The sequence below is a fragment of the Citrobacter sp. CK191 genome (assembly GCF_030333435.1).
Classification (GTDB): Bacteria; Pseudomonadota; Gammaproteobacteria; order Enterobacterales; family Enterobacteriaceae; genus Citrobacter_B; species Citrobacter_B koseri.
Genome location: NZ_JAOWFX010000003.1, coordinates 120,510 through 134,464 on the forward strand (window position 1 = coordinate 120,510; position 13,955 = coordinate 134,464).

Here is a 13,955-nt window from a genome sequence, read left to right on the forward strand (position 1 = left end):
GGCGTTACACTCATCCCATATACAATCAAATAGCAGGAATATTCAGTGTTACAACTCCTTTTAGCAGTTTTTATTGGCGGTGGTACAGGAAGCGTAGCGAGATGGATGTTGAGTATGCGGTTTAATCCGCTTCATCAGTCCATTCCGTTCGGCACCCTGACGGCGAATTTGATCGGCGCCTTCATCATCGGTATGGGCTTCGCCTTATTTAGTCGCATGACGAATATTGATCCGATGTGGAAGGTGTTGATTACCACCGGTTTTTGCGGCGGCCTGACCACGTTTTCCACCTTCTCAGCGGAAGTTGTTTTTTTGCTCCAGGATGGGCGTTTTGGCTGGGCGATGGTGAATATACTGGTCAACCTGCTCGGGTCATTTGCCATGACCGCGCTTGCGTTTTGGCTATTTTCGGCATCCACCGCGCATTAAGGGCATAAAAAAACCCGCCAGTTGGCGGGTTTTGGAATTCTTGCTGTCGTATGCTTACAGAGCGATTACGTTAGCAGCAGAAGGGCCTTTGGCACCGTTAGTGATTTCGAACTCTACGCGCTGACCTTCAGCCAGAGTTTTAAAACCATTAGTCTGGATTGCAGAGAAGTGTACGAACACGTCTTTGCTGCCATCTTCCGGAGTAATGAAACCGAATCCTTTGGATTCATTAAACCACTTAACGTTACCTTTAATCTTAGACATCAAAATTACCTTTACATGAAAAATAGACACAAATGCTGTGTCGGGTACCAGTACATCAATTGTGGTGCATTTTGTCCAGTCCAACTTTGCCAAAAAGTGATAAATATCGCGTTATTTTTTAGATTTTTTGTACTACCTATTGTTTTATAACGCTATTTTATATACCACTAACAAGGCATATCACTCATCAAAACTGGAAACGCATCCAGGCAAAGTAGACGTTACCGTTGTTATACGTACCGGGGATGTAGGTCATCTGGAACGTTGCCGGACCGTAGCCTATCGAGGCTAACGGCAACAGAACCGGCACCGGAATGTACTTCCAGTTATCACGCGCCGTTGCGCCAGCGGTAAATCCCAGCCCCATGTGGAAGTTTTCATCTGCCAGAGGTCGCCAGGTTTTTTCCCAACCGTAACCGCCGATAGGCTCCCACTTATTGAAGGAGTCTTTAAACGCCATGATGTAAAGCCCATGCCAGTTGCCTTTATCATCCCAGCGAGACTGACCAAACCCTGCCCCCCACGGGCGCTCATTGTAGCGATCCGTTTTTTCTTTATCGTAGGCAAACCGCGCATGCCAGGTAATGGCCGGCACGTACAAATCATAATGCTCGGGTTGTTGCCAGGTTTCCGACACATTATCTTTCAGCGTATCAAACCAGCCTTTATCTGCTGAAAAGGCCTGGGGCAGAAGGGCGAATTGCACAAAGAGAAATGAAAGAACAAGAAAATATTTTTTAGCGACAATCACAACTTAATTACCATCCTGGAGTTCAATACCGATCGTAGCAAAACGAACCTGAATGGAATCTTAACAAAAAACAGGTAACGAAAAATCAGAAAACTCCCCTTTGCAATAACGAACCCGCTTATTTCCCGTTTATTTCATACGGATCATCGCCGTTTACTGAAACTTTTTATCATCAGGAAAGGGAATCTGGCCTGTTATAATTCTGTACACCACCCCATCATTAACATTACATTTCCATAAAAATAACAAATACAAAACAAATACGTTTCTACGTAAATTTTTCACCTGAGAGATTTCATATTCGTTGCCTGCATGAAAAAATAACAACACAGGACGTTTAATCCGTCCTTTTCTTGATTTTAATCAGCAAGGGGAAGCGGTTTATTCGGCACATTTTCACACCACTTTCTGTTCCTTTTTTATTCTTACTTTCTGGGCGTCCAGGCGACAGGGGAAACAATGCTAACGTTTATTGAACTCCTTATTGGGGTTATGGTTATTGTGGGTGTAGCGCGCTACATCATTAAAGGTTATTCGGCAACCGGCGTGCTCTTTGTGGGCGGCCTGGTGCTGCTGATTATCAGCGCGTTAATGGGGCATAAAGTCCTGCCCGCCAGTGAAACCAGTACCGGCTATACCGCGACGGACATCGTTGAATACATTAAGATTCTGTTGATGAGCCGTGGTGGCGACCTCGGTATGATGATCATGATGCTGTGCGGTTTCGCCGCCTACATGACGCATATCGGCGCAAACGACATGGTTGTAAAACTGGCCTCCAAACCGCTGCAATACATTAACTCACCTTACCTGCTGATGATCGCCGCCTATTTTGTCGCCTGCCTGATGTCGCTGGCGGTCTCTTCGGCAACAGGGCTTGGCGTATTGTTGATGGCAACGCTCTTCCCGGTGATGGTTAACGTCGGGATCAGCCGTGGCGCTGCCGCCGCCATCTGCGCTTCCCCCGCAGCGATCATCCTTTCTCCGACCTCGGGCGACGTGGTTCTGGCGGCAAAAGCGGCTGAGATGCCGTTGATTGATTTTGCCTTTAAAACGACCCTGCCGATCTCCATTGCCGCCATTATCGGTATGGCGATTGCCCACTTTTTCTGGCAGCGTTATCTGGATAAAAAAGAGAACATCTCCCATGAAATGCTGGATGTAAACGAAATTACCACCACCGCCCCGGCGTTTTACGCCATTCTGCCATTCACACCGATTATCGGCGTTCTGGTTTTTGATGGTAAATGGGGTCCGCAGCTGCACATTATTACTATTCTCGTCATCTGTATGCTGCTCGCTGCCGTGCTGGAGTTCATTCGCGGATTCAATACACAGAAAGTCTTTTCCGGTCTGGAAGTCGCGTACCGCGGGATGGCTGACGCATTTGCGGGCGTGGTGATGCTGCTGGTCGCAGCCGGGGTATTCGCTCAGGGGCTGAGCACTATCGGTTTCATCCAGAGTCTGATCTCTATCGCCACCTCGTTTGGCTCCGCCAGTATTATCCTCATGCTGGTACTGGTGATCCTGACCATGCTCGCGGCAATGACCACCGGTTCCGGTAACGCGCCTTTCTATGCCTTTGTCGAAATGATTCCCAAACTGGCGCACTCTTCCGGTATTAACCCGGCTTACCTGTCCATTCCGATGTTGCAGGCTTCAAATCTGGGGCGCACGATCTCCCCGGTCTCTGGCGTCGTCGTTGCGGTGGCAGGGATGGCGAAGATTTCGCCGTTTGAAGTGGTGAAGCGTACTTCCGTTCCGGTTATGGTCGGGCTGCTGGTTGTCATCATTGCAACTGAAGTGATGGTGCCAGGCACTTCTTCTGCTGTAGCGGGTGGTTAAGCAAATTAATTTGTAGATGATTCGCCGGATGGCGGCGTAACGCCTTATCCGGCCTACGAATCTTACCCGTAGGCCCGGTAAGCATAGCGCCACCGGGCGATTGGCCGGGTGGCGGCGATAACGCCTTATCCGGCCTACAAAACTCCCCGTAGGCCCGGTAAGCGCAGCGCCACCGGGCGATTGGTCAATCTCGAATTCAACCGTGGTAAATACGCTGCGGTCTGCCCACTTTTCCGTGAATAATCTCGGCAATAATCAAATGCTGACTGGCGCAATACTCCAGATACCGCCGGGATGTGGTACGGCTGATCGTCAACGCCTGCGCCACCGTCTCAGCCGTATGGCGCGTCGCTGGGTCGCTAAACAGCTTCAGCACGGCATTCAGCGTCAGAGCATCAATCCCGGTCGGCAAATCACCTTTTGGCTCCCCTCGCGCATAGGCATTAAACATCTCGTCAATCTGCCGTTGGCTGGCGCTATCGTTACCCGCCAGCATACGCCGGCGTTGCTGATACCGCGTAAGCGTCTGCCCCAGGCGCTCATAGGCAATCGGCTTCACCAGATAATCAAACGCCCCCCAGCGCACCGCTTCGGAGACGGTTTCCATATCACTGGCGGCCGTGGTAAACACAATTCCGCCGGGATAGCGCGCCTGCATCAGTTCATGCAGCAGCGTGATGCCCTTCCCATCCGGCAGATAGTTATCCAACAGAATAAGCCCGGGTTTAAAACGTTCGATCATCATACGGGCCTGCGCCAGATTGCCCGCCAGCCATATCTGGCTGAAACCGGGAATATGGCGGATATATTCCGCATGCATTTCCGCCAGCAGCGTTTCATCCTCAACGATCAATAGGGTTAATGGTTCCGTCATCGTTTTTTTTCACTTTCGGAAGAAATAGAGAAAACAAGGTGCCACAGGGATCATTATCTTCCAGCGTAATCACCCCGCCACAGCGCCCCACATAACTTGCAATCAGATACAGCCCGATGCCATGTTCGCCTGGTTCATCGGTTCGGGTGCTGACACCCTGTTCAAATATTTTTTCGCGCAGAGATTCAGGAACGCCGCATCCCTGATCGGCAACTTCAATCACCACATCGTCCCCTTCGTCGCTCAAATAGAGTTCAACGACGTTATTCCCTTCCCGGGTACGCAAACTGGCTTCAAACGCGTTATCGAGAAGATTGCCGACAATCGCGGCAAATTCGGTGCTATCAAGCCCTTCCGGGAGTCGGTGCAGCTGACTCCCGGGTACGATCGTCATTTTTAGCCCCAGCTCCCGCGCCCGCTGGACTTTGCCGAACAGCAGACCGGCGACCTGGCGATCGGCAAACGCGCTGCGTAGACTATCGATCAGTTGCTGTTGCGCCTGCGACTCGCCCTGCACCATTTCCCTGACCCGATCATACTCTTTCATCTGGAGCAGACCGTTGAGCGTCGACATCCAGTTCAGGTGTTCATGACGCAGCGTTCTCAGGCTCTCCACATACTGTTTTATTTGCGTCAGTTGGGCGTTCAGGGTGGAAATTTCATCCTTGCTGCGAAAGCTGATGATTGCCCCCAGTAATTCATCCCCGGAGCGAATGGCCTCACGATTAGCAATAACGCTCAACCCATTGAAATTCGCCATCACATCCTGGCGCTTTTCCGCTATCTGCTGTGTGAAGAAGTCCGCAGGATTAACAACCGTCTCTATCGACTTACCCAGCCATTGCCGCCCCGGCGAACGCAGCCCCAGCATTTTTCGCGCGTTGCGGTTAATGGCGGTAATGTGCCCTTCCGGGTCGACTGCAATTAATCCTTCATACACTGAACTGAATAATGCCTCCTGCTGGCGCACAACGCGCGCAATCTGCTTTGGCTCCATCCCGAGCATCTGGCGGCGAATGTGGGCGGCGAAAAACCAGGAAAGCAGCATAAGCACCACCAGCAGCAGGACGAATACGCCCGCCATCGGCAGTAAAAAATCCAGTCGCCAGCTGTCAATTTTACTGACCAGATAACCGATGGAAACCACGCCGATCACGTTGCCATTGTCGTCAAATATCGGCGTTTTAGCGCGCATCGCCATACCAATAGACCCCTTGCCGGTGATGAAATAGCTCTCACCGTTCTCCAGCGCGCCGGGTTTCGTGAACTGCATCGGATAACCAATTTTTTCCGGGTTAGGATGGTAGAGGCGAATCGAGTTTTTGTCGCCGATGACCACATAATCAAAATCGGTGTCGCTTTGTAGTTTATCCGCGATGGTCGCCAGCCGCCTGTAATCCCGGTGTTTCACGGCCGTGATGATACTGTCGTTGGAGGCGATAATTTTTGCCTGGTTCATCGCCATATCCCTGACATGCGATGCCAGATAGTCTTCAAAGCTGGCGGAAAAATAGCGGGCTAACGCGGCGATGATGAAAACAGAAACGACCAGAATGAGCAGAAAAATCCGCAGCGGGAACGCGAGTTGACGAAAAAAAAGAAACCGTTTTTTATTTTTTGGGTCGGGCATTGTTATTCCTTCGCTGGCGTAAGCGTCTCATTTCCCGTATATGTAATAAAAATGTTTTAACTTTCTGCTGTGCATTTAATAGCGATCGTTACAGATTCCCCACCTTAAATCAATTAAACAAATAAAACCCACCGCGCAATTTGCTATTAAATTAATTAAAAAACTTAAAACCATTAAACACATAAAAACCATCTAAGTGTTTGTGAAATAAATCAAAATTTACCACCAAAATACCCCTTACGATGTAGGCAACAGAGAGAAAAAGAAATACGTCGTAATAAAAACAACGACCGCTCCAATTGAAAACAAAACGTTATCAGGTTGCAACGACACACAACATACGCAAAAAACTGGCAACAAAATATATCATCAGGACGCTCAATACTATGTTCGGTAATAATGTATTCACGCAAGTGAAACGCTCAGAAAATAAAAAGATGGCGGTTATCACGCAATTTCTGAAAGAGAATGATTTAAGCGTAGATACCACCGTCGAAGTTTTTATTACCGTTACGCGCGATGATCGTCTTATTGCCTGCGGCGGTATTGCCGGAAATATCATTAAATGCGTTGCTATCTGCCAATCCGTGCGCGGCGAAGGGCTGGCGCTGACGCTGGCTACAGAGTTAATCAACCTCGCCTACGAAAGGCACTGTACGCACCTCTTCATCTACACCAAAACAGAATACGAAGCGCTCTTTAAACAGTGCGGCTTCTCAACTCTGGCTGATGTGCCTGGCGTGATGGTGCTCATGGAAAACAGCAATACGCGCCTGAAACGCTACGCTGAATCCTTAACGAAACTGCGTCATGACGGGAAAAAAATCGGCTGTATCGTCATGAACGCCAACCCCTTCACAAACGGGCATCGCTATCTGATCCAGCAGGCCGCCGCACAGTGCGACTGGCTGCATCTGTTCCTGGTAAAAGAGGATACGTCGCGTTTTCCGTACGAGGACAGGTTTGATCTGGTGATCAAAGGAACAACGGATATTCCACGCCTGACTGTGCATCGCGGTTCCGAGTACATCATCTCGCGTGCGACCTTTCCGTGCTACTTCATCAAAGAACAAAGCGTCATTAACCACTGTTACACCGAAATCGACCTGAAGATTTTCCGCCAGTACCTGGCGCCAGCATTGGGTGTAACACACCGTTTTGTCGGCACGGAACCGTTTTGCACCGTCACCTCCCAGTACAACCACGATATGCGCTACTGGCTGGAGACGCCAACGCTTCCCGCCCCACCCATCGAGCTGGTGGAAATTGAGCGGCTGTGTTTCCAGGAGATGCCGATTTCCGCCTCCTGGGTGCGCAAGCTGCTGGTTAAAAAAGATCTCACGGCTATCGCACCGCTGGTTCCCAACCCCACTCTGCACTATCTGCAAGGCATGGTTGAACGTAACCCGTCCAGCGCGGTAGTCCGCCAAAAGACCCCCGCATTAGAAACAGGTGAAAAATGAAAATAGACCAGGCTGCCGTCGCTGGCACACTTGAGTCCGGTGATGTGATGATTCGCATTGCTCCACTCGACACGCAGGATATTGACCTGCAAATCAACAGCAGCGTTGAAAAACAGTTTGGTGACGCCATTCGCGCCACCATTCTGGATGTGCTTGCCCGTTATAACGTCCGCGGCGTGCAACTAAATGTTGACGACAAAGGCGCGCTGGACTGCATTTTGCGCGCGCGGCTGGAAGCGTTACTGGCTCGCGCCAGCGGCATCCCCGCTCTGCCGTGGGAGGATCGCCAATGATTTCCGCTTCTCTGCAACAACGTAAATCCCGCACCCGCCGCAGCATGCTGTTCGTCCCCGGCGCAAATGCCGCGATGGTCAGCAACTCGTTTATCTACCCGGCCGATGCGCTGATGTTCGACCTGGAAGACTCCGTCGCGCTGCGTGAAAAAGATACCGCTCGCCGTCTGGTGTATCACGCCCTGCAACACCCGCTGTACCGTGATGTGGAAACCATTGTCCGCGTTAATGCGCTGGATTCCGAATGGGGCATTAACGACCTTGAAGCGGTGGTTCGCGGCGGCGCTGACGTTGTCCGTTTGCCTAAAACCGACACCGCTCAGGATGTGACCGACATCGAGAAAGAGATCCTGCGCATTGAGCAAACCTGCGGCCGTGAACCCGGCAGCACCGGACTGCTGGCCGCAATCGAGTCGCCGCTGGGCATTACCCGCGCCGTTGAAATCGCCCACGCCTCCGAACGTCTCATCGGGATCGCGCTGGGGGCGGAAGACTATGTGCGCAATCTGCGTACCGAACGTTCCCCGGAAGGCACCGAGCTGCTGTTTGCCCGCTGCTCCATTTTACAGGCGGCACGCTCCGCAGGCATTCAGGCGTTCGATACCGTCTATTCCGATGCCAATAACGAAGCGGGCTTCCTGCACGAAGCGTCACACATCAAACAGCTGGGTTTTGACGGCAAGTCCCTCATCAACCCACGCCAGATTGAACTGCTGCACAACCTGTATGCCCCGACGCTTAAAGAAGTCGCCCATGCGCGTCTGGTCGTGGAAGCCGCGGAAGCCGCCGCCCGTGAAGGCCGCGGCGTCGTCTCCCTGAACGGCAAAATGGTAGACAGCCCGGTGATTGAACGCGCCCGTCTGGTGCTCTCCCGTGCAGAACTTTCCGGCATTCGCGAAGAATAAGGCAAAAAAATGACGCAGAAAATCGAACAACTTCAACGACAAGAACGGGTAGCGGCCTGGAGTCGCCATGCCGAAAGCGAATTTTCCGCTTTTCAGAGCACTTCAAAACTGAATTTACAGGCGCAAAAACCGCGCGATAAAAAACTGTGCGCCACGCTTGAAGAAGCCATCCGCCGTTCTGGTTTACAGGATGGAATGACCATCTCTTTCCACCACGCTTTCCGTGGCGGCGACCTGACGATCAACCTGGTGATGGACACCATCGCCAGCATGGGCTTTAAAAACCTGACGCTGGCCTCCAGTTCGCTGAGCGATTGCCACGCGCCACTGGTCGGGCATATTCGCCAGGGCGTCGTGAGCCGAATTTACACGTCTGGTCTGCGTGGCCCCCTGGCGGAAGAGATCTCCCGCGGATTGCTGGATGAGCCCGTACAAATCCACTCCCACGGCGGTCGCGTCCATCTGGTGCAAAGCGGTGAGCTCAATATCGATGTGGCCTTCCTCGGCGTGCCGTCTTGCGATCCGTTTGGCAACGCCAACGGCTACACCGGTAAAGCCTGCTGCGGTTCGCTGGGCTATGCGAAAGTGGATGCCGAAAACGCCCGCCAGGTTGTTCTGCTGACGGAAGCGCTGCTGCCGTATCCGCATAATCCAGCCAGTATCGCCCAGGATCAGGTGGATCTCATCGTGCAGATCGAACGGGTAGGCGACGCCGACAAAATTGGCGCAGATGCGACCCGTATGACCACCAACCCGCGTGAACTGTTGATTGCCCGCAGCGCGGCAGACGTGATTGCCAACTCAGGCTATTTCCAGGAAGGCTTCTCTCTGCAAACCGGAACCGGCGGCGCCTCTCTGGCAGTAACCCGTTTTCTGGAAGACAAAATGCGCAGCCGCGATATTCACGCGGATTTCGCGCTGGGCGGCATTACCGCCACGATTGTCGACCTGCATGAAAAAGGGCTGATCCGCAAATTACTGGACGTACAGAGCTTCGACCGTAACGCCGCAGAATCGCTGGCCCGCAACCCGAATCACATCGAAATCAGCGCCAACCAGTACGCCAACTGGGGTTCAAAAGGCGCATCGGTCGATCGTCTGGATGTCGTGGTACTGAGCGCCCTGGAGGTGGATACCCAGTTCAACGTAAACGTGCTGACCGGTTCCGATGGCGTATTGCGCGGCGCGTCAGGTGGTCACTGCGATACCGCCGTTGCCGCCGCGCTGTCAATCATCGTCGCACCGCTGGTTCGCGGCCGCATCCCGACGCTGGTCGATAACGTGCTCACCTGCGTAACGCCTGGCTCCAGCGTCGACATTCTGGTGACCGACCACGGCATCGCCGTCAACCCGGCGCGCCCGGAGCTGGCGGAACGCCTGAAAGAAGCGGGAATGAAAGTGGTCTCCATTGAATGGTTGCGTGAACGTGCGCAGCTGCTCACCGGTCAACCTCGCGCCATTGAATATACCGATCGCGTCATCGCCGTAGTGCGTTACCGCGACGGTTCGGTCATTGACGTTGTTCATCAGGTGAAGGAATAAGCCATGCACCTGCTCCCTGAACAGGCCACTCGCCATGCGGTTTCCATTCCCGAGCTGCTCGTCAGCCGTGATGAGAGACAAGCGCGGCAACACGCCTGGCTGACGCGCCATCTCACTCCACTGGTCTCCTTTACCGTGGTGGCGCCCGGCCCGATTAAAGACAGCGAGCTTACTCGCCGAATCTTCAATCACGGCGTAACCGCCCTGCTCGCCGTGGCGAAAAAAGCAGGTTGGTCTGTCAGGGAGCAGGCTGCACTGGCCTCAGCCAGTGGGCCGGAAGGGTTCCTCGCCATTGAGGCGCCGGCCCGCGATCTCAAGCTCGCCACGATCGAGCTTGAGCATCAGCACCCGCTGGGACGTTTATGGGATATCGATGTGCTGACGCCGGAAGGCGACATTCTGTCCCGCCGTCATTTTTCGCTTCCTGCCCGCCGCTGCCTGTTGTGCGAGCAAAGCGCCGCTGAATGCGCCCGGGGGAAAACCCACGCGCTTTCCGACTTACTTATTCGCATGGAGGCGCTGCTGCATGATGCCGATTCCAGCCACATCAACTGATTCCGCCGCCATTCCTCAGACGCTGCTTGACGCGTACGCCCTGCTGGCGTGGCGCGCCATGCTGACTGAGGTGAATTTATCTCCCAAGCCGGGTCTGGTCGATCGCATTAACTGCGGCGCGCACAAAGACATGGCGCTGGAAGATTTCCATCGCAGCGCGCTGGCCATTCAGGGCTGGCTGCCGCGTTTTATCGAATATGGCGCGAGTTGCGCGCAGCTGCCGTCAGACGATGTACTGAAAGGGCTACGTCCATTAGGTATGGCCTGCGAAGCCGACATGTTTCGCGCCACTGCCGGCGTTAACACGCATAAAGGCAGCATATTTTCCCTGGGACTGCTGTGCGCCGCCATCGGACGCCTGCACCAGCAGCATTCCCCGATCACTCCTGTAAACATCTGCTCGACCGCCGCAACATTTTGCCGGGGTCTGACCGAGCGTGAACTGCGACAGAACAATCAACAACTCACCGCAGGTCAACGCTTGTACCAACAGCTGGGGTTAACTGGCGCGCGCGGCGAAGCCGAAGCGGGTTACCCGTTAGTGATCCGCCATGCTTTACCACACTACCGCGCATTGCTGGCGCAGGGGCGCGACCCCGAGCTGGCGCTGCTCGACACCCTGCTGCTGCTGATCTCAATGAACGGCGACACCAACGTCGCATCACGCGGCGGCGCGGAAGGCCTGCGCTGGATACAACAGCAGGCGACAACATTATTACGGCAAGGAGGCATTCGTTCTCCTGCCGATCTTGAACATCTCCACCGGTTCGATCAGCAGTGCATTGCACGCAACCTCAGCCCTGGCGGCAGCGCCGACTTACTGATCGTCACCTGGTTTTTAGCACAAATTTCGCAAGTTAATCATTTACATAATTATTGAAAGATCCTTTTCGGAGAATCACTTATGTCTTTATCTAAAGATAACATATGGAAGTTATTGGCCCCATTAGTCGTTATGGGCATCATGTTTTTGATCCCCGTCCCGGACGGCATGCCCCCTCAGGCATGGCACTACTTCGCCGTTTTCGTGGCGATGATCGTCGGGATGATACTGGAGCCGATTCCGGCCACCGCGATCAGTTTTATCGCGGTGACCATTTGCGTTATCGGCAGCAACTATCTGTTATTTGATGCCTCAGAGCTGGCCGACCCGGCCTTTAACGCAGGCAAACAGGCGCTGAAATGGGGGCTGGCGGGCTTCTCCAGCACCACCGTCTGGCTGGTGTTCGGCGCATTCATTTTCGCGCTGGGTTATGAAGTCACCGGTCTGGGCCGCCGTATTGCGCTCTTCCTGGTGAAATTCATGGGTAAACGCACCCTGACGCTGGGTTATGCCATTGTCATCATCGATATTCTGCTGGCGCCGTTTACTCCGTCCAACACCGCGCGTACCGGTGGTACGGTATTCCCGGTAATCAAGAACCTGCCGCCGCTGTTTAAGTCGTTTCCAAACGATCCTTCCGCGCGCCGCATTGGCGGTTATTTGATGTGGATGATGGTCATCAGTACCAGCCTCAGTTCTTCCATGTTCGTGACCGGCGCGGCGCCTAACGTTCTGGGTCTGGAATTCGTCAGCAAAATTGCCGGTATTCAGATCAGCTGGTTGCAGTGGTTCCTGGGCTTCTTACCAGTAGGGATCATTCTGCTGATCGTCGCACCGTGGCTCTCTTACGTACTCTACAAACCCGAAGTGACCCACAGCGCCGAAGTTGCGGCATGGGCTGGCGAAGAGTTAAAAACGATGGGCACGCTGACCCGCAAAGAGATGACGCTGATCGGTCTGGTGTTGCTCAGCCTCGGACTGTGGGTATTTGGCGGTGAAGTGATTGATGCCACCGCTGTCGGTCTGCTGGCGGTATCCCTGATGCTGGCGCTGCACGTTGTGCCGTGGAAAGACATCACGCGTTATAACAGTGCGTGGAACACCCTTGTTAACCTCGCGACGCTGGTTGTTATGGCCAACGGCTTAACCCGTTCTGGCTTTATCGACTGGTTTGCTACCACAATGAGCGCCCATCTGGAAGGCTTCTCACCTAACGCAACGGTGATTGTGCTGGTACTGGTGTTCTACTTTGCTCACTACCTGTTCGCCAGCCTGTCCGCACATACCGCAACCATGCTGCCGGTCATTCTGGCGATAGGTAAAGGTATTCCAGGCGTTCCGATGGAGCAACTTTGTATTCTGCTGGTGCTGTCCATCGGTATCATGGGCTGCCTGACGCCGTATGCAACAGGGCCGGGGGTCATCATCTACGGCTGCGGCTATGTAAAATCCAAAGATTACTGGCGTCTTGGCGCGATCTTTGGGGTCATCTACATCACCATGCTGCTGGTGGTTGGCTGGCCGATTCTGGCGCTGTGGAACTAAACATCGGCACATAATGCCGGATGACGGCTAACACGTTATCCCTCTCATGCCAGTCAGATAAACCTGACTGGCTTTTTTTATGGTTAAATAGGTGATATTCAATATTTGTATGAGTTTCAGCATCCATCATGAAATCAACATGGCGTTATGGTTCTCTCCTGGCGGTATTCCTGCTTCCCCTCTTCAACGTTAACGCTGAGCCACTTCAGGCAAAACAGTACGCTGATTTTGACCGCTATGTGCTGGCGCTCTCCTGGCAAACCGGTTTTTGTCAAAGTCAGCATGAGCGCGATCATCGGGAACCCGAAGAGTGCCGTCAGCAGAAAGAGATTCCCAACAAAGCTGATTTTCTGACTGTCCACGGTCTGTGGCCAGGTCTGCCGGGATCGGTTGCCGCGCGTGGCGTGGACGAGCGCCGTTGGATGCGGTTTGGCTGCGCGACTCGTCCGATCCCCAATCTGCCGGAAGCGCGCGCCAGCCGTAAATGCGCCGCGCCTGAAACCGGCCTTTCACTGGAGAGCGCGGCAAAACTCAGCGCGGTCATGCCCGGAGCCGGTGGAAAATCCTGCCTGGAACGTTATGAATACGCCAAACACGGTGCCTGCTTTGGATTTGATCCAGACGTTTATTTCGGCACAATGGTACGGCTGAACCATGAGATAAAACACAGCGCGCTGGGCGATTTTCTGGCTGCAAATTACGGGAAAAGGGTCAGCCGCGCCGCGTTTGACGCTGCCGTCGCCCAAAGCTGGGGGAAAGAAAACGTGAAGGCGGTGAAACTGAGCTGCCACGGGAACCCGGCTTATCTGACGGAAATACAGTTCTCGCTCAACGCCGCCAGGATTAACGATCCGCTTTCCGCTTCCTCGTTTATATCGCAACCCCATCCGGGCAATTGCGGGAAGCAGTTTGTGATTGACAAAGCGGGTTACTGAGGCGGTATACAAACTTGAGAACCATCACGGCTTGCGACTAAAATTTACGCAAAGACAACCGTATTGAGGATTTCCCCGAATGTGAGCTAAATCACTTCAAA

General features: G+C 53.4%; 14 protein-coding genes. 10 read left to right on the forward strand and 4 right to left on the reverse strand.

The genetic code is table 11. The annotated features are described in order from the left end of the window. Positions 1–45: 45 nt before the first annotated feature. Positions 46–429 carry a fluoride efflux transporter CrcB gene (crcB, locus tag OGV82_RS00595; protein ID WP_024130549.1) on the forward strand — a complete coding sequence of 128 codons (384 nt, stop codon included), beginning with the start codon at positions 46–48 and terminating at the stop codon, positions 427–429. Between the two features lie 54 nt (positions 430–483). Here the strand turns inward: crcB and cspE are convergent, their stop codons facing one another. Beyond that, entirely contained in the window at positions 484–693 is a 210-nt protein-coding gene (gene cspE, locus OGV82_RS00600) for a transcription antiterminator/RNA stability regulator CspE (RefSeq protein ID WP_000034825.1), read from the reverse strand. A gap of 187 nt (positions 694–880) precedes the next feature. Then, positions 881–1,444 (reverse strand): lipid IV(A) palmitoyltransferase PagP, encoded by a 564-nt coding sequence (gene pagP, locus OGV82_RS00605; protein ID WP_012133363.1) that lies wholly within the window; start codon positions 1,442–1,444, stop codon positions 881–883. A gap of 459 nt (positions 1,445–1,903) precedes the next feature. On the opposite strand from pagP, the gene dcuC reads away from it, so the two are divergent. Then, the gene (gene dcuC, locus OGV82_RS00610) at positions 1,904–3,289 is read left to right on the forward strand and encodes an anaerobic C4-dicarboxylate transporter DcuC (protein ID WP_012133365.1); all 1,386 of its coding nucleotides are present in this window, start codon (positions 1,904–1,906) and stop codon (positions 3,287–3,289) included. Positions 3,290–3,485: 196 nt separating this feature from the next. On the opposite strand, the gene dpiA is transcribed toward dcuC, so the two are convergent. Further along, complete coding sequence (gene dpiA, locus OGV82_RS00615; protein ID WP_012133367.1) at positions 3,486–4,163, reverse strand: two-component response regulator DpiA; 678 nt, start codon at positions 4,161–4,163, stop codon at positions 3,486–3,488. Further along, a complete protein-coding gene (gene dpiB / locus OGV82_RS00620; protein WP_012133368.1) occupies positions 4,132–5,793 on the reverse strand; it encodes a sensor histidine kinase DpiB in 1,662 nt (553 codons plus the stop codon). The genes dpiA and dpiB overlap by 32 nt, the downstream gene beginning before the upstream one ends. Before the next feature lie 386 nt (positions 5,794–6,179). Here dpiB and citC point away from each other — a divergent pair, with 386 nt between their 5' ends. From citC to rna, 8 genes are all read left to right on the forward strand, one after another. Further along, positions 6,180–7,256 (forward strand): [citrate (pro-3S)-lyase] ligase, encoded by a 1,077-nt coding sequence (gene citC / locus OGV82_RS00625; RefSeq protein WP_012133369.1) that lies wholly within the window; start codon positions 6,180–6,182, stop codon positions 7,254–7,256. After that, the gene (citD, locus tag OGV82_RS00630) at positions 7,253–7,549 is read left to right on the forward strand and encodes a citrate lyase acyl carrier protein (RefSeq protein WP_012133370.1); all 297 of its coding nucleotides are present in this window, start codon (positions 7,253–7,255) and stop codon (positions 7,547–7,549) included. Before citC ends, citD begins: the two co-directional genes overlap by 4 nt. Beyond that, the gene (locus OGV82_RS00635) at positions 7,546–8,454 is read left to right on the forward strand and encodes an aldolase/citrate lyase family protein (protein ID WP_024130551.1); all 909 of its coding nucleotides are present in this window, start codon (positions 7,546–7,548) and stop codon (positions 8,452–8,454) included. The genes citD and OGV82_RS00635 overlap by 4 nt, the downstream gene beginning before the upstream one ends. A gap of 9 nt (positions 8,455–8,463) precedes the next feature. Further along, positions 8,464–9,996 (forward strand): citrate lyase subunit alpha, encoded by a 1,533-nt coding sequence (gene citF / locus OGV82_RS00640; RefSeq protein WP_012133372.1) that lies wholly within the window; start codon positions 8,464–8,466, stop codon positions 9,994–9,996. Positions 9,997–9,999: 3 nt separating this feature from the next. After that, positions 10,000–10,551 (forward strand): citrate lyase holo-[acyl-carrier protein] synthase, encoded by a 552-nt coding sequence (gene citX / locus OGV82_RS00645; protein WP_012133373.1) that lies wholly within the window; start codon positions 10,000–10,002, stop codon positions 10,549–10,551. Next, entirely contained in the window at positions 10,523–11,431 is a 909-nt protein-coding gene (gene citG / locus OGV82_RS00650) for a triphosphoribosyl-dephospho-CoA synthase CitG (RefSeq protein ID WP_047458201.1), read from the forward strand. Before citX ends, citG begins: the two co-directional genes overlap by 29 nt. Before the next feature lie 24 nt (positions 11,432–11,455). Next, entirely contained in the window at positions 11,456–12,919 is a 1,464-nt protein-coding gene (gene citT, locus OGV82_RS00655) for a citrate/succinate antiporter CitT (protein ID WP_012133375.1), read from the forward strand. Between the two features lie 128 nt (positions 12,920–13,047). Continuing rightward, positions 13,048–13,854, forward strand: a complete 807-nt coding sequence (gene rna / locus OGV82_RS00660) for a ribonuclease I (protein WP_047458204.1) — start codon at positions 13,048–13,050, stop codon at positions 13,852–13,854. The last annotated feature ends 101 nt before the right edge of the window (positions 13,855–13,955 follow it).

Excerpts from the sequence above, each read along its gene's own strand:
- cspE (WP_000034825.1), bottom strand. The coding sequence starts at position 693 with ATGTCTAAGATTAAAGGTAACGTTAAGTGGTTTAATGAATCCAAAGGA.
- dcuC (WP_012133365.1), top strand. The coding sequence starts at position 1,904 with ATGCTAACGTTTATTGAACTCCTTATTGGGGTTATGGTTATTGTGGGT.
- dpiA (WP_012133367.1), bottom strand. The coding sequence starts at position 4,163 with ATGACGGAACCATTAACCCTATTGATCGTTGAGGATGAAACGCTGCTG.
- dpiB (WP_012133368.1), bottom strand. The coding sequence starts at position 5,793 with ATGCCCGACCCAAAAAATAAAAAACGGTTTCTTTTTTTTCGTCAACTC.
- citC (WP_012133369.1), top strand. The coding sequence starts at position 6,180 with ATGTTCGGTAATAATGTATTCACGCAAGTGAAACGCTCAGAAAATAAA.
- citD (WP_012133370.1), top strand. The coding sequence starts at position 7,253 with ATGAAAATAGACCAGGCTGCCGTCGCTGGCACACTTGAGTCCGGTGAT.
- OGV82_RS00635 (WP_024130551.1), top strand. The coding sequence starts at position 7,546 with ATGATTTCCGCTTCTCTGCAACAACGTAAATCCCGCACCCGCCGCAGC.
- citF (WP_012133372.1), top strand. The coding sequence starts at position 8,464 with ATGACGCAGAAAATCGAACAACTTCAACGACAAGAACGGGTAGCGGCC.
- citX (WP_012133373.1), top strand. The coding sequence starts at position 10,000 with ATGCACCTGCTCCCTGAACAGGCCACTCGCCATGCGGTTTCCATTCCC.
- citG (WP_047458201.1), top strand. The coding sequence starts at position 10,523 with ATGATGCCGATTCCAGCCACATCAACTGATTCCGCCGCCATTCCTCAG.
- citT (WP_012133375.1), top strand. The coding sequence starts at position 11,456 with ATGTCTTTATCTAAAGATAACATATGGAAGTTATTGGCCCCATTAGTC.
- rna (WP_047458204.1), top strand. The coding sequence starts at position 13,048 with ATGAAATCAACATGGCGTTATGGTTCTCTCCTGGCGGTATTCCTGCTT.